The 18,795-nt window shown below is 65.0% G+C and carries 17 protein-coding genes; 6 read left to right on the forward strand and 11 right to left on the reverse strand.

Annotated elements, in window-relative coordinates:
- Positions 1-48: 48 nt before the first annotated feature.
- The 9 genes from AO684_RS02320 to AO684_RS02360 form a co-directional block, all read right to left on the reverse strand.
- Positions 49-378: a hypothetical protein gene (locus tag AO684_RS02320; protein WP_054301137.1), complete on the reverse strand. Its 330-nt coding sequence runs from the start codon at positions 376-378 to the stop codon at positions 49-51.
- A 30-nt stretch (positions 379-408) separates the two neighbouring features.
- On the reverse strand, positions 409-1,422 hold the full coding sequence (locus AO684_RS02325; RefSeq protein WP_054301138.1) for an endonuclease/exonuclease/phosphatase family protein: 1,014 nt from the start codon (positions 1,420-1,422) through the stop codon (positions 409-411).
- Complete coding sequence (locus AO684_RS02330) at positions 1,419-2,114, reverse strand: molecular chaperone DjiA (protein ID WP_054301171.1); 696 nt, start codon at positions 2,112-2,114, stop codon at positions 1,419-1,421. The genes AO684_RS02325 and AO684_RS02330 overlap by 4 nt, the downstream gene beginning before the upstream one ends.
- 31 nt (positions 2,115-2,145) lie before the next feature.
- Entirely contained in the window at positions 2,146-2,634 is a 489-nt protein-coding gene (locus tag AO684_RS02335; protein WP_054301139.1) for a GNAT family N-acetyltransferase, read from the reverse strand.
- Complete coding sequence (locus AO684_RS02340) at positions 2,631-3,242, reverse strand: VOC family protein (protein WP_054301140.1); 612 nt, start codon at positions 3,240-3,242, stop codon at positions 2,631-2,633. Before AO684_RS02340 ends, AO684_RS02335 begins: the two co-directional genes overlap by 4 nt.
- 2 nt (positions 3,243-3,244) lie before the next feature.
- Positions 3,245-4,792, reverse strand: a complete 1,548-nt coding sequence (locus AO684_RS02345; RefSeq protein WP_229825265.1) for a Ppx/GppA family phosphatase — start codon at positions 4,790-4,792, stop codon at positions 3,245-3,247.
- Positions 4,793-4,864: 72 nt separating this feature from the next.
- The gene (locus tag AO684_RS02350) at positions 4,865-7,051 is read right to left on the reverse strand and encodes an RNA degradosome polyphosphate kinase (RefSeq protein ID WP_054301141.1); all 2,187 of its coding nucleotides are present in this window, start codon (positions 7,049-7,051) and stop codon (positions 4,865-4,867) included.
- Positions 7,052-7,105: 54 nt separating this feature from the next.
- Positions 7,106-7,771 (reverse strand): DnaA ATPase domain-containing protein, encoded by a 666-nt coding sequence (locus AO684_RS02355; protein ID WP_054301142.1) that lies wholly within the window; start codon positions 7,769-7,771, stop codon positions 7,106-7,108.
- The gene (locus AO684_RS02360; RefSeq protein ID WP_054301143.1) at positions 7,768-8,850 is read right to left on the reverse strand and encodes an AI-2E family transporter; all 1,083 of its coding nucleotides are present in this window, start codon (positions 8,848-8,850) and stop codon (positions 7,768-7,770) included. The genes AO684_RS02355 and AO684_RS02360 overlap by 4 nt, the downstream gene beginning before the upstream one ends.
- Positions 8,851-8,992: 142 nt before the next feature.
- Between AO684_RS02360 and AO684_RS02365 the strand changes: the two genes are divergently transcribed.
- Positions 8,993-9,289, forward strand: a complete 297-nt coding sequence (locus AO684_RS02365; protein WP_054301144.1) for an alkylphosphonate utilization protein — start codon at positions 8,993-8,995, stop codon at positions 9,287-9,289.
- 3 nt (positions 9,290-9,292) lie between these two features.
- Here AO684_RS02365 and AO684_RS02370 read toward each other — a convergent pair whose 3' ends face one another.
- On the reverse strand, positions 9,293-10,105 hold the full coding sequence (locus AO684_RS02370; RefSeq protein ID WP_054301145.1) for a hypothetical protein: 813 nt from the start codon (positions 10,103-10,105) through the stop codon (positions 9,293-9,295).
- Positions 10,106-10,268: 163 nt separating this feature from the next.
- On the opposite strand from AO684_RS02370, the gene proS reads away from it, so the two are divergent.
- The 5 genes from proS to AO684_RS02395 all read left to right on the forward strand — a co-directional run bounded on the left by proS (position 10,269) and on the right by AO684_RS02395 (position 15,323).
- A complete protein-coding gene (gene proS / locus AO684_RS02375) occupies positions 10,269-11,606 on the forward strand; it encodes a proline--tRNA ligase (RefSeq protein WP_054301146.1) in 1,338 nt (445 codons plus the stop codon).
- A gap of 216 nt (positions 11,607-11,822) precedes the next feature.
- Positions 11,823-12,746, forward strand: a complete 924-nt coding sequence (locus AO684_RS02380; RefSeq protein WP_054301147.1) for a hypothetical protein — start codon at positions 11,823-11,825, stop codon at positions 12,744-12,746.
- A 130-nt stretch (positions 12,747-12,876) separates the two neighbouring features.
- Positions 12,877-14,163 (forward strand): lipoprotein-releasing ABC transporter permease subunit, encoded by a 1,287-nt coding sequence (locus AO684_RS02385; protein ID WP_054301148.1) that lies wholly within the window; start codon positions 12,877-12,879, stop codon positions 14,161-14,163.
- Complete coding sequence (locus tag AO684_RS02390; protein WP_054301149.1) at positions 14,156-14,830, forward strand: ABC transporter ATP-binding protein; 675 nt, start codon at positions 14,156-14,158, stop codon at positions 14,828-14,830. The genes AO684_RS02385 and AO684_RS02390 overlap by 8 nt, the downstream gene beginning before the upstream one ends.
- Positions 14,831-14,900: 70 nt before the next feature.
- Positions 14,901-15,323 carry a cytochrome c gene (locus AO684_RS02395; RefSeq protein ID WP_108127468.1) on the forward strand — a complete coding sequence of 141 codons (423 nt, stop codon included), beginning with the start codon at positions 14,901-14,903 and terminating at the stop codon, positions 15,321-15,323.
- A gap of 45 nt (positions 15,324-15,368) precedes the next feature.
- Here the strand turns inward: AO684_RS02395 and carB are convergent, their stop codons facing one another.
- Complete coding sequence (gene carB / locus AO684_RS02400; RefSeq protein WP_054301150.1) at positions 15,369-18,695, reverse strand: carbamoyl-phosphate synthase large subunit; 3,327 nt, start codon at positions 18,693-18,695, stop codon at positions 15,369-15,371.
- Between the last annotated feature and the right edge of the window lie 100 nt (positions 18,696-18,795).

Consider the following 18,795-nt stretch of genomic DNA (forward strand, 5'->3'; position numbering starts at 1 on the left):
CCTTGCGGCCAATTCACCCCCCGAGGATCTTTGGGCCAGGATAAAGGCTCAGAGTTCGATTTCCGGGCCTTCGGGCAAGATCGGGGGCTTGGGCAGGTCGGGCTTGCGGCGGATGAGGATGTCGCCGTTCGGCAGCTTTTCCGGCATTTCGTAATTGCGGAAATCGCCCATCAGCTCGACCAGCTTCTGCAATTCGGGTTGCAGGTCGCGCAGGCTGTCCTGCATCTGGTTCAGTTCGGGTCCGATCTCGTTCATCAGGCCACGCAGAAACAGTTCGGCCCCGCGCTTCATCAGGCCGGGGTCGGTTTCTTCCGTCTCCTGGGCCTGGGCAGGGCCAAGCGCGAGGACGAGGAACAGGGGGGCGAGCCAACGGGTCATGCCCTGAATATAGGGCAGTGCGGCCAAGGCTCAAAGAGGCAGGTCGAGCGTGACCGGAAAATGATCGGAGGCGGTCAGCAGCGCGTCGCGCAATTCCGGCACCGCCCAGCATTTCGGATCGTTCAGCGGATGCCAGATTCGCCAGTGGGGCTGGCGTGCGGTGAGGCCGGGCGAGACCATGATGAAATCCAGCAGCGCCTCGAAATAGCGTTCGTGTTCGGTGCTGTAGAACCGCGCGGTCGTGGGGTGCAGCCGGCTTTCCACCGCCATCTGCGCATGCAGGTCGCGCAATTGCCGGTCGCGCGGGCAGCCGACGCCCATCACCACTTCGACGCCGGAAGTGCCGAACAGCTTTTCATATTCGTCAAGGCCAGGGCCATCGTTGAAATCGCCCAGCACGATCAGATCGTCGTGGCGATCCAGATGTTCGTCGACCCTTTCGCGCAGCCAGATACATTCGGCCAGTTGCTTGCGGCGGTTTTCAATGGCGATGCGGCGCGCCTCGTCCAGATGGCGGGCGCCATGCGGGGCCTTGGATTTCACATGCACGCCGATCAGCCGCAGCCTGTGCCGCCCGACGGTGACGGCAAGTTCCAGCGGTGGCTTCGAGGGGCGGATCGGTTCGGCCACGCCGTCGCCATCCAGATCACGGCGAAAGGTGCCATCGAAGGTGGGGTTGCCTTGCGGATCGTGGCGTGCGGTCAGGCGGTCGGGATCGAAAAGGAAGCTGATTTCCTGTTCCGTCTCGGATTTGAAGCCGGTGACGGCACGTCGGGCGCGCAGCCCGTAGAGCGCGGCAAAGCGTTCCAGCGCGCGGGTGGAACTGCGGTGGCCGTTGGTATCGGGCGCCTCGATCACCATGATGCCGTCGGCATCCAGTGCGGAGAACACGATCCCCAGCGCGGCCAGCTGGTCGCCCCGCGTCACGCCATAGCGGTGCGCGGGTTCACTGTCTTCCAGCGGGCGGCCGGTATCATCGAACAGCGCATTGAACCATTCGACATTATAGGTCGCCAGGCGGAAGGGTCGGCGCGGATGGCTCATGCCGCCTCGCGCGCCGCGATTTCCTCCCATGCGGCGTTGACGGCAATCAGGCGGCGCTCGGCCATCTTTACCGCCTCTTCCGGAACACCACGGGCCATCAGGCGGTCGGGGTGGCTGTCGCGCACGGCGGTTTTCCACGCGCTGCGCGCCTCGTCCAGCGTGGCATTGGCGGGCAGGCCCAGTACGTCATAGGGGTCGCGCGGTGCCTCGGGCACATAGCGGGCGCGGATGGCGCGGAAACAGGCCTCGCCCAGACCGAAGATGCGGGCGACATCGGCAAGAAATTCATCTTCGCGCGGGTGGTAGTGGCCGTCAGCGACCGAGATGTGGAACAACCCTTCCATCAGATCCACCAGCACCTTGCGATCACCCTCGAACATGGCGGCGATCTTGCGGGCGTAGATGTCATATCCGGCGACATCCTGCCGGGCGAGGTTGAACACCCGCGCGGCATGCGGCTCTTCCCCCGGCGGGACGTGAAAGACCTGCCGGAAGGCCGCGACCTCGTTGCGTGTCACCTCGCCATCGGCCTTGGCCATCTTGGCGCCAAGCGCGATCACCGCGATGGTGAAGGCCACCGTACGTTCGGGGCAGGCTTCGGGCGGGTGGCGCAGGCGGTCGAAGACGGTGCCAAGGCCCTCGCCCTGCGCCAGTGCGGCTATTGCCTCGTATATCCGGGTCCAGATTGACATGGCGGCAGGATAGCGGTGAAAACCCAAGCTGTCAGGTCAAGATTTTTTGCATGAGCCACAGATCCCAGTAGCGGCCGAATTTCCAGCCTGCCTCGGACACGGTGCCGACAAGGCGGTAGCCGAGTGCCGCATGGAAATCGCGCCCCGCCGGATTGCCGCTGGAAACGCCTGCCACCATGATATGATGACCGGCGGCGCGGGCGTGATCTTCCACTTCCTGCATCAGGGCGCGACCAAAACCGTGGCCGCGTGCGGTATCCGACAGGATGACGGTATGTTCCATGCTGCGGGCGTAACCGTTGCCGCCCCGGAACTGGCCGTAGGTGGCAAAGCCAACGGGGCGGCCCTCGGCCAGTGCGGTAAAGAAGCCGTGACCGGCGGCGATGCGGGCGGCGTGATAGTCGCGCATCGCGGTCTCGGTCTTCTCCTCGGAAGAGAAGGTGACGGCCGTGTCGCGGATCAGCGGGTTCCAGAAGGCGCGGATCGGCTCCAGATCGGCAGCGCAGGTCGGACGTATCATTCCAGCACGCGCAGGCCAGAGGGGGTGTCGAAGCTGGCGCGCATCGCCGGTTCGCCTGGCACGATAACAACGCGCGGGTCGTTGATCAGCCGAGCCAGGGTCGCTGTCAGGGCCGGTGCGTCGGGGCTGGCGATTTCAAGCCGGCGCAAGCGAAGGCCGCTGTCGGGCAGGCGTTGCACCGGATGCAGGCTGCCCTGCCATTCGATCAGCGCAGGAAAGGCATTGGTGAAGGGCAGGATGCCGGTTTCCGGCACGGCCATGCGCCAGCGCAGATCGCCGCGCGCCAGTGCGACGGGCGTGCCGGTGCCCGGCGGGCAGGCGGCCAGTGCGGCCTCCAGATCATCGGTGCGGCAGATCCAGTTGGTCAGGCGCGGGCGGCCTGCGAAACGGTCGAGGTCGAACCAGCGCGGGAAGGCGGGCGCCGGTGCAGCGGGGTCGATGGCGATAACCTCGAAATACAGATCCCCCAGCCCGAGCAGCCGGTTATGCGTCGCCATCAGCGGATGCTGCCCACCACCGGCGAGTGGCACCCCCAGCGCAGCCTCGACATGGGCCACGCCCGCTTCCAGCGTCTCTGCCGCGAGGGCGATGTGATCGAAGGTCAGCATGTTTACGCCAGCGTGATCTTGGGTTTGGCTTTCAGCGCCACCACCAGCGCGTTGAAGCGCGCCTGCGCCACCTCGCCCATCAGGCCGACACCGCGTTCAGTCAGCTTCAGTTCCAGCACCTTCTTGCGCGGCGACCAGTGCAGGCTGCCAGCTTCTTCCGGGCGGTCGGTCGAGAACATGGCGCCAAAGCGCATCGCCTTGCCCAGAACCTCGGCCTCGATGATCTCCTCGTCGGTCAGCAGGCGGAACAGCGGCTCCATCCGGCTGCCGGTACGGCTGTTCTTGTAGCGGTGGAGCAGCGCGAGCCCCAGAAACACCCGGCCCGGATGATCCAGCCCGCCCAGGTTGGCGCGGGTGGCATTGTCGAAACAGGCTTCCGCCCGGTAGTCAGGATGCGCGCGCCATGTGGTGTCATGCAGCAGACAGGCGGCCTTGATCAGGCGCTGCCGTTCGTCGCTGGCTTCGCGGAAGATCGGCAGGATGAAATTGTAAAGCTTCTTGCCGAAGCCGGGGATGCGGGCCTGAGTCGCCTCGGCGGCGCGGGCGGCCTCGATCAGCGGGTCGCGGGCGCGCAGGCGCGCGGGCATCTGTTCATACAGCAGCCCCTCACGGATGCCGTAAGAGGAAATGTCGATCTCCGAGGGCCGGAACACCGTGACCAGTTCGCGCAGAACCTCGCAGGCCAGCGGCAGCAGTTCCATCCGCTCGGCGCTGGTGCCAGTATGGGCGCGCAGCAGATTGAGGTCGGACGCCGCGATCCAGTCCAGCGTGTCGATGACCGAGGCAGGGGTCATGCGATATTCGTGCAGCACGGTCAGCGGGTAGTTGCGGCGTTCCATGTCCAGCCGCGCGATGACCCGCCATGATCCGCCGACCAGATAGATGCGTTCGTTCTTGCTGTCCAACTCGCCCTGCATGCGGCGCAGGACTTTCTGGATATGCTCGCGCCGCTTCTTCGGCCCGCCCTCGACCTGTTGCAGGCGGAACGGGCCAAGGGGCGAGGTCATGCGTTTGCCGACCGTGCCGCCACCGATCCGCGCCAGTTCCATCGAGTTGCCGCCGATGTCGCAGACGATCCCCTGGGCGCCGGGCCAGCCCAGAAGCACGCCCTGCGCCGACAGCCGCGCCTCTTCCGACCCGTCGATGACATGGATATGCAGGCCAGTCTCGCGCTCCACCAACTCGCGGAAGGCGGGACCGTCCTCGGCCTCGCGCATGGCGGCGGTGGCCACCACGGTCAGGGGGGCGATCTTCATGCCTTCGGCGAGAAGGGCAAAGCGTTTCAGCGCGGCAAGGGCACGCTTGGCGCCCTCGGGGTTCAGCTTGCCGGTTTCGGCCAGCGCCTTGCCCAGGCCCGCCATCACCTTTTCATTGTAGAAATAGGCGGGGCTGCGGGCGGCCCCGTCAAACACCACCATCCGGACCGAGTTCGATCCGACATCGACCACCCCGACCCGACTGACCGCCCGCGCCGATGGATCGTTGAACAGCGGGCGGTCAAACAGTCGGCCGTCTTCGGCCATGTCGGCGGTTTTGGCGTCTGCTGCCATGGGCGTCCCTTCCTCGGTCTGCGCCAGACCTTGCCGCCAAGGCGGCGGTCAGGTCAAGGCTTGCCGCGCCACTCAGGCGGGCGTTTCGTCGCGGGGCCGGGCCAGCCGCGGCACATCCTTGGCCCCGGCGGTGCCCCGCCCGGACAGAGACGGGTTTTCCATGAAGAATTTGTGACAACTGAACAGGTTATCATCCGCCGTCGTCAGTTGCCGGCTGTAATGGCCATCGCCATGCAGCACCCAGCTTTGCGCCTCATCTGCCAGATTGGCGGCCATGATCTGCCCCATGATCTGATTTTTCACCGTGGGGTTCGTGGTCTCGACCAGCGTCTCGACCCGGCGGCTGAGATTGCGGCCCATCCAGTCGGCCGAGGACAGGAACACCCGCGCCTGTTTCGAGGGCAGGCTGCCGCCATTGCCGAAACAGACGATCCGGCTGTGTTCAAGGAAGCGGCCGACCACCGATTTGACGCGGATGTTTTCCGACAGGCCCTTCACGCCGGGGCGCAGGCCGCAGATGCCGCGCACGACGAGGCTGATCCGCACCCCGGCCTGACTTGCGGCATAAAGCGCGTCGATGACCTCGGGTTCGATCAGGCTGTTGAGCTTGATCCAGATTTCGGCCGGACGGCCTGCGCGGGCATGTTCGGCCTCGGCGCGGATCATCTCCAGCAGGCGGGGTTTCAGAGTCATCGGTGCGATGGCGATGTTTTCCAGCCCCTGCGGCTGCACATAGCCCGACAGGTAATTGAACACCTTGGTTGCATCACGCCCCAGGGCCGCATCACAGGTGAAGAACGACAGGTCGGTATAGATCCGGGCGGTGATCGGGTGATAATTGCCGGTGCCGTAATGCGTATAGGTCACCAGATTTTCTCCCTCACGCCGCACGACCGTGCTGATTTTCGCATGAGTTTTCAGATGCATGAATCCGTAAACCACATGCGCGCCCGCGCGTTCCAGCCGGCGCGACTGCCGGATGTTCGCTGCCTCGTCGAAGCGGGCTTTCAGCTCGACCAGCGCGGTGACCGATTTCCCGGCCTCCGCCGCCTCGCACAGGGCCGATACGATCGGGCTGTCCCAACTTGTGCGGTAAAGCGTCTGCTTGATCGCCAGAACATTGGGATCCCGCGCCGCCTGTTCCAGAAAACGGATCACCATGTCGAAGGTTTCGTAAGGGTGATGCAGCAGCATGTCCTTCTGCCGGATCGCGGCAAACATGTCGCCCTCGTGATCCTGCACCCGTTCCGGCACGCGCGGCGTGAAAGAGGGCCACAGCAGATCGGGGCGCGAGGACAGCACCAGTTCCTTCAGATCGGCCACGCCCAGCAGGCCGCGCACCTCCACCACCTCGTCGGGGATGACGTGGAGTTCATCCATGATCAGCGATTTCAGTTCCGGGGGGGCTCCGGCACTGATCTTCATGCGGATAACCTCGCCCCGGCGACGGCGTTTCAGCGCGGTCTCGAAGCTGCGTACCAGATCCTCGGCCTCGTCCTCCACCTCCAGATCACTGTCGCGCAGCACGCGGAAGGCGCAATGGCCGCGGTCGACATAGCCGGGGAACAGCATGTCGAGATGCAGCAGCAACAGTTCCTCCAGCGGCAGGAATCGGCTTTCGCCCTCGCGCCCCGGCAGGGAAACGAAACGCGCCACCTGTTGCGGGATCGGCAGCAGCGCCTGCAAGGCCCGCCGGTCGGTCGCGCGTTCCAGTTGCAGTGCAAGGCAGAAGCCGGTGTTCGGAATGAAGGGGAAGGGGTGCGCCGGGTCGATAGCCAAGGGCGACAACACCGGAAATACCTTGTGGAGGAAATGATCCTCCAGCAGCTTGTGATCGCGCGCCGTCAGTTTGGAGCGGGTCAGAATCTCGATCCCCGCCGCTTCCATCTCGCGCTTCAGTTTCTTGTAGGTGATCTGCTGCATCTTCATCAGACGCCGCGCATCGTCATTGATCAGCCGCAACTGTTCAGTCGGGGTGCGCCCGTCTTCCGACAGGGTGGGGGTGCCGTTGCGCACCATGGCGCGCAGACCGGCCACGCGGACGGTATAGAATTCATCAAGGTTGGTGGCCGAGATCGACAGGAAGCGCAGCCGTTCCAGCAGCGGCACCAGCGGATTTGCCGCTTCCTCCAGCACGCGCCAGTTGAAGGCGAGCCAGCTGAGTTCGCGATTGAAAAAACGGCGCGGGCCAGTGGTTTCGGCCTCGCAAAGCTCGACCGGGGTTTCAAAAGGGGACTTGAGAAAATCTGCCTGTGTCATCTGCTTGCTTTATGTCTTGGCGGGCATGGGGTTACGCCCAATATCGGTGCAGGTTCAGGCGCTGTCCAGCACCTCGGCTGCAAGGGCGCGGCTGATCGGCACGCCGCGCGCCAGTGCCAGTGCGTCCAGATCGGCCACAAGGTTGCGCGCTTCGGCCAGACTGCGCCCCATGCGCGCGACGAGCCAGGGGATCAGTGCGGGCGGCACGGCGATCTGGCGGTCGCTGAACTGCTTGACCAGCACTGCAGACAGCAGCGCATCATCGGGCGGCTCGATCCGGGTCAGGGCGGTGCCCTGCATCCGGCTCAGCAGGTCGGGCAGGCGGATGCCCCAGTCGCGCGGTGGGGTTGCGGCGGTCATCAGGAAGGGCAGGCGGCGTTCGGCCAGCCGGTTGTGCAGGTGAAAGAGCGCGGTTTCGGCGCGCGCATCGCCTGCCACTGTTGCGGCATCCTCCAGCACCACGGGGCCGGTGGCGCGGGCGTCCACATCGGTCTGTCCCAGCGCGGCCGCCTCCAGCAGTGTCGCGCCTGCCCGTGCCGCCCAGATATGCGCCAGATGGGTCTTGCCCGATCCGGGAGGGCCGATCAGCAAAAGCTTGTCCAGCGGCCAGCCCCCGGCTTCCAGCGTCGCCAGCGCCATGGCATTGGCGGGCGAGGCAAAGAAATCCTCGCGGCGCAGCGAGGCACGCGCGGGCAGGTCGAAGGCAAGCTGGGCGGTCACGGGGTATTGTCGTCGCGTCGTGCTGTGGGGCCAAGGCCGAGGTAAAGGCGGCTCTGCTTGTACTGGTCTATGGCAAAGCGCGCCAGAACCCCCAGTGCCGCCGCCACCGGCACCGCCACCAGCATCCCGACGAAGCCGAAGACCGAGCCGAAGGCCGACAGCGCGAACAGAAGCCACACCGGATGCAGCCCGACCGAATTGCCCACCAGTTTCGGCGTGATGACATTGCCTTCCAGAAACTGCCCCAGCGCGAAGATCCCGGCGACGATGCCGATCTGCAGCCAGTCGCCCCAGAACTGGAACAGGGCCAGACCCATGGCCAGTGCGCCGCCGATGATGGCGCCGACGTAAGGGATGAAGGTTACGGCCCCGGCAATCGCACCGACGACGATCCCGTAATTCAGCCCCGCCAGCATCAGCGCCACGGCGTAGAAGGTGCCGAGAATCAGGCAGACCGAGATTTGCCCGCGCACGAAGGCGGCCAGAACCCGGTCGATCTCGCGTGCGAGATGGCGCACGGTCGGGGCATGATCGCGCGGCAGGATCTCATCGACGCGGGCCACCATGCGGTCCCAGTCCAGCAGCATGTAAAAGGCGACCACCGGCACGACGACGATGAAGACCACCGCGTTGATGACCCCCATGGCCGAACCGATCAGCGACTGCGCCAGCTCGCCCCCCTTCGACTGGATCAGCTTGCCGATATTCTCCAGCGTCTGACGCATGGTCGAGGTCTGGTCCTGAAGATCGGGAAAGCGTTCCAGCATGAAAGCTTGCAGCCGCCGGAACATCACCGGTGCCTCGTTCACCAGCGCGGTCAGCTGGTTGAACAGCACGGGCAGCACGGCAAGGAATAGCAGCACCGTCAGCAGCAGGGCCGCTATGGAGATAACACCCGTCGCGGCGGCCCGGCTGAGGCCCGCGCGTTCCAGCCGGTCGGCCAGAGGGTCCATGAAATAGGCGATGGCCCCGCCCACGAGGAAGGGCAGGATCACCGCCCCCAGAAACCACAGCACTGCTACGAACAGCAATGCGGCAAGGCCCCAGTATTTCACCTGTTCGCGCACCGGAAGCGACATCGGACCCCGCCAGACTACCTTTCCTCCAGATTGCGCATCGGGGCGCCGGTTTCAAGGGGCGGCCGCGCAAAGCCTGCCTTGGCCTTGTAACGACAGGCAATTTCATGCGAGGGCTGCCCCATGTCCGGCGCAGGAGAGCGGAATGAGTGACGACGACGAATATGTCTATGATGAAGCCAGCGGTGAATGGCGTCCGGCCTCCGAGGTGCGGGCCGAAGCGGCGGTCGTGGTGAAGGATGCGGCGGGCAATGTGCTGGCCGACGGCGATCAGGTGGTTCTGGTGAAAGACCTCAAGGTCAAGGGCGCCGGCACTACGCTGAAACAGGGCACCGTCATCCGCTCGATCCGGCTGACTGACAACCCCGAGGAAATTGACTGCCGCCACGACACGATCAAGGGTCTGGTGCTGCGCACCGAATTCGTGCGCAAGCGCGGCTGAGGATCAGCGCGGCGGCAACAGCTCTGCCACGCCGCCGTGCGAAAACCCGCGCCGCATGGACAGAAACCGCGCGCGGGGATGGTCGCGGTAAAGATCGTTGCTGACGATGGTGGCGCCGGTGGTGAAGGCGCTGTCGATCAGCCATGCGTCGGCGATCTGGCCCTTGGCGGTCATCTCGATGTCGGCGGCGGGGCGGGCGATGCGGCGGGTCAGCTCTTCCACCGACATGCCGCGCCCGAACAGCGTATAGGCGATATTGGCATCGAAGATGACCTTGACCGCGCGCCCTTCCGCCAGCAGCAGGTCGATCACGGATTGCAGCGTGGCAAGCTGCGCCTTGTCCGTCAGGCCCGAGTTCTTTTCCCACATCACAACGTTGGAGCCGTCGACCAGCACTGTTGCCTGCGGGCGTGGCGTGCGGGGCTGTTCGGTCCCATGGCGCGGGCTGGCGGCACAGGCGGTAGCAGACCATTCGACGCGCCCGCCTTTCGGGCGCTGCCGCAACCCGGTCAGCGCGCGCGCCAGCGGAAAGCGCGCCGCCGCCTTCACGGCCAGCGCCCCTTCGGCGGAAACCCCCTTCGGACGGCTGAGCCAGACCTCGCCCAGCGGGGTCAGGGTCAGGTCGGGCAGGCTGGTCTCGGGCGTGATGGCAAGGATGCGGCCACGCAGGGCCAGCGTCTCGGCCTTCTGGCGCAACGCGGCGCGGGCCCTGGGGTCCGGTCGGGGCGCGGCGCGGCGGCCTGGCCAGAGTGCGGCGCCGAGCCCCAGCAGGGTCAGCAGCAACAGGGCCAGCAGGGCTGTATCAAAATAGGTCATCTGAAACGGGCCTTGGCAATTCAGGGTTGCAATATGCCTTGGTCGCACGCCCACATCCTGCGGGCAAGGGGCCTGACCCCGGGGCTTCTGTGGCGCGGAACTTGCCCGCAGGCCGCGAACCCGCTAGGAAAACCGCCGAAAGCTTTTGCCAAGAGGCCACCCCATGCGTCTGTCGCGCTACTTCCTGCCCGTCCTGAAGGAAAACCCCGCCGAGGCGCAGATCGTCTCACACCGCTACATGCTGCGTGCCGGCATGATCAAGCAACAGGCGGCGGGGATTTATTCCTGGCTGCCGATGGGCTTCAAGGTGCTGAAACGCATCGAGCAGATCGTGCATGAGGAACAGATCCGCGCCGGGCACATCCCGCTGCTGATGCCGACGCTGCAACCGGCCGACCTGTGGCGCGAAAGCGGCCGCTATGACGATTACGGTGCCGAGATGCTTCGCATCAAGGACCGCCACGAACGCGACATGCTCTATGGTCCGACCAACGAGGAGATGATCACCGACATCTTCCGCAGCCATGTGAACAGCTACAAGGATCTGCCGCTGACGCTTTACCACATCCAGTGGAAGTTCCGTGACGAGGTGCGCCCGCGCTTCGGTGTGATGCGGGGCCGCGAGTTCCTGATGAAGGACGGCTACAACTTCGACCTCACCAAAGAGGACGCGCTGCACGCCTACAACCGCCACATGGTCAGCTACCTGCGCACCTATGAACGCATGGGCCTGACCGCGATTCCGATGCGCGCCGCCTCCGGCCCGATCGGCGGCGACAATACCCATGAATTCCTCGTTCTGGCCTCCACCGGCGAGTCGGAAGTGTTCTACGACGACCGCGTGACCGCGCTGAAGCTGGGCGACCGCGAGGTCGATTTTGATAACCGGGCCGAGGTTCTGGGTATCTGCGAGGAATTCACCTCGCTTTACGCGCGCACGGATGAAACCCATGACGAGGCAGCGTTCAACGCTGTTCCCGAGGCGCATCGCAAGGTCGGGCGCGGTATCGAGGTCGGGCAGATCTTCTACTTCGGCACCAAATATTCCGAACCGATGGGCGCCACCGTCGTCACCGCCGACGGCAACCGCGTGCCGGTCGAGATGGGCAGCCATGGGATCGGTGTCTCGCGCCTGCTGGGTGCGATCATCGAGGCCAGCCACGATGACAAGGGCATCATCTGGCCGGAAGGCGTGACCCCGTTCCACTGCGGTATCGTGAACCTGAAACAGGGTGACAGCGCCACCGATGCAGCCTGCGAAGGGCTTTACAAGGCGCTCAAGTCCAGGGGCCTCGACCCGCTGTACGATGACCGCGACGAACGCGCGGGGGCCAAATTCGCCACGATGGATCTGATCGGCCTGCCGTGGCGCATCACCGTCGGCCCGCGCGGTCTGGCAAGTGGCGTGGTCGAACTGACCTCGCGCCGCACCGGCGAAAGCGAGGAAATGAGCGCCGAAGCCGCTGTGGACCGTATCGCGCAGATCTACGCCGGGATCTGACCGACCGGCAGATGGCAGGACAACGAACCGGCAGGGCCTCCTGCCGGTTTTTTCTTGCCCGGTCCCGTGCGCGGGGGCGGGTCTTGGGGGCGCTGTCAGGTCACAGGGCACTTTCCGCCCCTTGGAGCAACCGTTCCAGCTTGTTTGCAGGCAAGACAGCGGGCAGAACACAAACGGTAATCTCCCCGGGGCGGGGAAGCAGTGCGGGTAGGGGCGATGCTGAAACTGAACCATGCCGAATTGATCGAGAACGAGCGGGCGCGGCCGGCGGACCACCGGAAGGGCCACGACGGGTATCGGCGCAAGATGGCCGCCTTGCGTGACACGTTCTTTGAACAGTTCCTGACCCGCGAGGCCCGTCGGCATCCGTCGAATGACGAGATCATCGCCGCCTTCGGTGATCTGCCCCCTGCCGATCTTGCGGTGCCCTATGACCTGACGCCCGAGGGGCTGGAGCATGTCAGCCGCTGTGTTCAGCGGAAATATGTAATCCATTTCAAGAATATACGGCGTTGCTGGGCGCTGCTGCTGCAACATATGCCCGAACTGATGGCCGAGGGCTGCGCGCCGCGTGAGGTGCTGGAAATGTCCACCGCCCATGGTGCGACGCTGGAAATCCTGCGCCGGAAGGGGCACCGGGTCATCGGCAATGATTTTGCCAATTTCGTCGGCGGGGCGGCGCTGGACAGCCGGTATCGGGATTTCAACGGCAGTGATCTGACCTCCGCGCGGGACGACCATGGCCTGCATGACGGCTCGGGCGTGGTGCGCGACTGGCCCTATCGGCCGATCACCGAAAGCCTTGGTCTTGATGTGCGGCTGTTCGATGCGGGCAGCGGACCCTATCCCTTCGCGGACAAGAGCCTCGACAGCGTGATCTGTTTCGACGCGATCGAGCATTATTGCCATCCGCGTGACTGGATAAAGGTGGTGGGCGAGTTCACCCGGATCGCGCGGCGTTCGGTGCTGGTGGTGCCGAATGCGGTGGCGCCGCATGATGCGAAGCGCAAGGACTACATTGAGGCGGTCTATGCCTTCCAGCGCGACATGCGCAACTATTCGGATGACGGCTGGGCCTGCGTTCATGCCGGGGTCCTGCGCAACCAGCTTTCGGTCTTCAAGCTGATGCGGTTGGGCTGAGCGGGATGGTCCCCCCGGGGGCTGCCGCCCCCGGACCCCCGCGAGTATTTGCGCAAGAAGCAGAGGACAACGGTGAAGTGATGCAGGCGGCGCTTGACCTTTGTGGCAAAGGGCGGAACAACCCGGCATCATGAGCACTCGCACCCCGCCTTTTGCCCCGTTCGAATGGATGATCGCTTGGCGCTATCTGCGTGCAAGACGCAGCGAGGGCGGCGTGAGCGTGATGACCTGGATCAGCCTGATCGGCATTGCGCTGGCGGTCTTCGCATTGATCGCCACACTGGCGGTGCGGGCCGGGTTCCGGGCGGAATTCGTTGATACGATCCTTGGCGCCAATGCGCATGTGACAGTCTATGCCAGTGCTGAGGTCGATGACAACGGCCGGTCCCTGCGCGGGTTCAGCGATTATGACGCGCGGGCCGAGCGGCTGGCGGCCGTGCCGGGAGTGGTGCGGGCGGCGCCGCTGGTCAAGGGGCAGGTCATGGCCACGGCCAATGGCGTGAACATGGGGGCCGAGGTCTTTGGCATCCGGCTGGACGACCTGCGCAGCATTCCGCGTGTCGGTGACGGGGCCGAACATGAGGGCGACATTTCGCGCTTCGATCAGGGGATTGCCATCGGATCGGGCCTTGCGCGCGAGTTGGGTGTGGGGATCGGTGACCGGCTGCGGCTGATCTCGCCCGACGGGGTGAAGACCGCCTTCGGCACTTCGCCGCGGGTCAATGCCTATGAGGTGGTCTATATCTTCACCGCCGGGCGCTATGATATCGACCGGACCCGTGTTTACCTGCCCTTCACCGAGGCGCAGGAATATTTCAACCGCGAGGGGCGGGCGGATGAGATCGAGGTCATGGTGGCTGACCCCGATCATATCGAGAAATACGAACTGCCGCTGTTGCAGGCGGGGGGCGAGCGCACGCTGCTCTGGACCTGGCGGGACAGTGCGGGATCCTTCCTGCGGGCCTTGGATATCGAGGACAATGTGATGTTCATCATCCTGTCGATCCTTGTGCTGATCGCGGCGATGAACATCATCTCGGGGCTGATCATGCTGGTGAAGAACAAGGGCCGCGACATCGGCATTCTGCGCACCATGGGGCTGACAGAAGGCGCGATCCTGCGGGTGTTCTTCATCTGCGGCGCCTCGACCGGGCTGGTGGGGACGCTGGCCGGGGTGGTTTTGGGCTGTCTGTTTGCCATCTACATCGACCCGATCTTTTCCTTTGTGAACTATGTTTCGGGCGGCGGGGTCTGGGACCCGGCGGTGCGCGGCATCTATTACCTGCCGGCGCGGTTGCAGGCGGGCGATGTGGCTTCGGCCGTGGCGCTGAGCCTCGGGTTGTCGTTCATCGTCACGATCTTTCCGGCGCGGCGGGCGGCTCGGATGAACCCGGTGGAGGCGCTGCGCTATGAATGAGGTGCTGCGGCTGGAGGCCATTTCCAAGACCTACAACCGGGGCAAACCCTCGGCCGTGACGGTGCTGAACGGGGCGAGCCTCAGCGTGGGGCGGGGCGAGGTCGTGGCGCTGGTGGCGCCCTCGGGGGCGGGGAAATCGACGCTGCTGCATATCGCGGGGCTTCTGGATACGCCGGACGAGGGCCGCGTAGATCTCGCCGGGCGCGAGATGACGGGTCTGCCGGATCGCGCCCGCACGGCGGCGCGGCGGGCGGATGTGGGGTTCATCTATCAGTTCCACCACCTGCTGCCGGAATTTACCGCGCTGGAAAATGTGGTGCTGCCGCAGCTTGCCAATGGTGTTGCAGCGCGCGCCGCGCAGGCGCGCGCGATGGATCTGCTGGCCAGCGTCGGCGTCGATCATCGCGCGGGCCACCGCCCGGCCGAGCTTTCGGGCGGCGAGCAGCAGCGCGTCGCCTTCTGTCGCGCGCTGGCCAATGCGCCGAAGCTGTTGCTGGCGGACGAGCCGACCGGAAACCTGGACCCCGGCACCTCGGATCAGGTGTTTGGCGCGCTGATGGCGGTGGTGCGGGCGACGGGCCTGTCGGCGCTGATTGCCACGCATAACATGGAACTCGCCGCGCGGATGGACCGCGTTGTCCGGCTGGAACAGGGGCGCGTCGCCTGAGCGCATGATCTGGCGCTTGCGCCCTGTGGCCGGGCATGGTTTCGTGAGGGAAAATACCTCGGAGACTGCCATGTTCCATCTTACGCCGCTGCGCCTTGCCCTCGGGGGTGCCCTCTTGCCGCTGGCTCTGGCGGCCTGTCTGCCGCTGGCGAAGAAAGTGCCGACCGGGGCCGAGGATTTTGCCACCTATTGCGCGGCTTGCCATGGCGATGCCGGCAAGGGCGACGGGCCGATGGCCGATACGCTGGACAAGCGCCCGGCTGATTTGACCCGTATTTCCGCGAAGAACCGCGGCAAGTTCCCGATGGCGCGGGTGATGAGCAAGATCTGGGGCTATGCCCGCACACCCGATGGTGTGGTCATGCCGCAATTCGCACCCCTGCTGGAAGGCGAGAAGATGGTGCTGTTCGACAGCGGCGACGGTATTGCCACGCCCACGCCGCTGCGGCTGGTACAACTGGGCGAATATGTCCGCGACATGCAGGCCAAATGAAAAACGGCGCCCCTCGGGGCGCCGTTTCCGTCATGGGGCAGGGGATCAGCCCTGAAGCGTGCGGACCCCGTAACCTTCCGCGCGGGCCTTCATCGCGGCGACGGCGGCGATGGAGGCGGCGGCGGTGGTGAAATAGGGGATCTTGTCCATCAGCGCGACGCGGCGGATGTCACGGCTGTCGGCGATGGCCTGCGCGCCTTCGGTCGTGTTCATCACCACGGTGATTTCATTGTTCTTCAGGCTGTCCACGATGTTCGGACGGCCTTCGTAGACCTTGTTGACCAAAGTCGCCGCCACGCCCTGCGCCGACAGCCAGCTTGCGGTGCCGCGCGTCGCCACGATCTCGAACCCCATGGCGATCAGGTCGCGCGCGGCTCCGGCCAGCGCTTCGGACTTGTCGGCATCCTTGACGCTGAGGAAAACCCGGCCGCTTTCCGGCAGGTTCATCCCCGCACCCATCTGGGCCTTGAGAAAGGCCAGCGCAAAGGTGCGGTCCCAGCCCATGACCTCGCCGGTGGAGCGCATTTCCGGCCCCAGAAGCGGGTCGACGCCGGGGAAGCGGGCGAAGGGCAGCACGGCTTCCTTGACGCTGAACCATGGCGTGATCGGGTTGGCCAGCGTGTTCGGATCGGCCAGCGGCAGCACCGAATCAGGGCCGACGCCCGCGTCATAAGGGGCGCGTTCGGGGAAGTTCGACAGCGGCTCGCCTGCCATCAGCCGCGCGGCGATAGAGGCGATGGCACTGTCGGTCGCCTTGGCGACGAAGGGCACGGTGCGGCTGGCGCGCGGGTTCACTTCCAGCACATAGATCACGCCGTCCTTGATGGCGAATTGCACGTTCATCAGGCCGACGACATGCAGCGCACGGGCCATCAGCACCGTCTGGCGCTTCAGCTCGGCCACCGTGTCGTCGGACAGGCTGTGCGGCGGCAGGCAGCAAGCCGAGTCGCCCGAATGGACGCCCGCTTCCTCGATATGTTCCATGATGCCCGCGACATGGACATTCTCGCCATCGCACAGCGCATCGACATCCACCTCGATGGCGCCGGCCAGATAGCTGTCCAGCAGCACCGGGTTGTTGCCTGAGACCTGCACCGCGTCGCGGATGTAGCGTTCCAGCTGTGCGTCGTCGCGGATGATCTCCATCGCGCGGCCACCCAGCACGAAGGAGGGGCGGATGACCAGCGGGTAACCCACATCTGCGGCCACAGCGAACGCCTCGTCGCGCGAACGGGCGGTGCCGTTCACCGGCTGTTTCAGGCCCAGATCGTTCAGCAGCTTCTGGAACCGCTCCCGGTCTTCGGCCAGATCAATCGCGTCGGGGGTGGTGCCGAGGATCGGGATGCCTTCCTCATGCAGCGCATTGGCCAGTTTCAGCGGCGTCTGCCCGCCGAACTGCACGATCACGCCATGCAACGTGCCGTTTTCCTGCTCTACCCGCAGGATTTCAAGCACATGTTCGAGCGTCAGCGGCTCGAAATACAGCCGGTCCGAGGTGTCATAGTCGGTCGAAACCGTTTCCGGGTTGCAGTTGACCATGATGGTTTCATAGCCCTGCGCGGTCAGCGCGAAACAGGCGTGGCAGCAGCAGTAATCGAACTCGATCCCCTGGCCGATCCGGTTCGGGCCACCGCCAAGGATGACCACCTTCTTTGCATTCGACGGGCGGCTTTCGCATTCCACATCGCCCATCGCGGGGGCCTCATAGGTGGAATACATGTAGGGGGTCTGCGCCTCGAATTCGGCGGCGCAGGTGTCGATACGCTTGAACACCGCCTTCACGCCCAGATTGCGGCGCGCGCGGCGGACCTGACCTTCATCGCGGCCGGTGAGCTTGGCCAGACGGGCATCGGTAAAGCCCATCATCTTCAGCCCGCGCAGGCCCTCTTCGGTGACCGGCAGACCCACGGCGCGGATCTGTGCTTCGGTCCCGATGATCTCGCGGATACGGGCGAGGAACCACGGGTCGAAACTGGTCGCCTGCTGGATCTCGTCATCGCTGAGGCCGTGGCGCATGGCCTGAGCGATCACGCGCAGCCGGTCGGGGGTTTGCTGACCCAGCGCCTTGAAGATCGAGGCCTTGTCGGGCGCGCCGGGAATGGCGATTTCGTCAAAGCCGCTGAGGCCGGTCTCAAGGCTCGCCAGCGCTTTTTGCAGGCTTTCGTGGATGGTACGGCCGATGGCCATGACCTCGCCCACCGATTTCATCGCGGTGGTCAGATGCGGCTCGGACCCCGGGAATTTTTCAAAGGCAAAGCGCGGGATCTTGGTGACGACATAGTCGATCGACGGCTCGAACGAGGCGGGCGTGACCTTGGTGATGTCGTTGTCCAGCTCGTCCAGCGTATAGCCGACCGCCAGCTTCGCCGCGATCTTGGCGATGGGGAAGCCGGTGGCCTTGGACGCCAGCGCCGAAGACCGCGACACCCGCGGGTTCATCTCGATGACGACCATGCGGCCGTCCTTCGGGTTGATCGCCCACTGCACGTTGGACCCGCCGGTTTCCACCCCGATCTCGCGCAGCACGGCGATGGAGCCGTTGCGCATGATCTGATATTCCTTGTCGGTCAGCGTCAGCGCCGGGGCCACGGTGATGGAATCGCCGGTATGCACGCCCATCGGATCAATATTCTCGATGGAGCAGACGATGATGGCGTTGTCCTTGCGGTCGCGCACCACCTCCATCTCGTATTCTTTCCAGCCGAGAAGCGATTCATCGACCAGAACCTGCGCGACGGGGCTGGCTTCCAGACCCGATTTCACGATGGCCTCGTAGTCGTCGCGATTGTAGGCGACGCCGCCACCAGTGCCGCCCAGCGTGAAGGCAGGGCGGATGATGGCCGGAAGGCCCACATAATCCAGCGCCTTCATCGCCTCGGCCACACCGGCCGAGATGTCGAACTTGGTCCCGACTTTGGGGGCGGCGATGATGGTTGCCTTCGGGTTCTCCAGCCCCAGCCGGTCCATCGCCTCGCGGAACAGCTTGCGGTCTTCGGCCATTTCGATGGCTTGGCGATTGGCGCCGATCAGCTTGACGTTGAACTTTTCCAGCACGCCCAGATCATCCAGCGCCAGCGTGGTGTTCAGGCCGGTCTGCCCGCCCATGGTCGGCAGGATCGCGTCCGGGCGTTCCTTTTCGATGATCTTGGCCACCACTTCAGGGGTGATCGGCTCGATATAGGTCGCATCCGCCAGCCCCGGATCGGTCATGATCGTTGCGGGGTTGGAGTTCACGAGGATGACGCGATACCCTTCCTCGCGCAGCGCCTTGCAGGCCTGTGCGCCGGAATAGTCGAACTCGCAGGCCTGCCCGATGACGATGGGCCCCGCACCGATGATCATGATCGATGAGATATCGGTTCTTTTCGGCATGGGGGCCCCCGTGTGTGCTCCGCCGCACCCAAGGGGGCGGGGGAGGGATTCTGAGCATCGCGCAAATTGGCGGGGTTATAGTCGCGTCAGTTCGGGGCGC

Source organism: Gemmobacter sp. LW-1 (assembly GCF_001303875.1).
In the GTDB taxonomy this organism is placed as follows: domain Bacteria; phylum Pseudomonadota; class Alphaproteobacteria; order Rhodobacterales; family Rhodobacteraceae; genus Gemmobacter; species Gemmobacter caeni.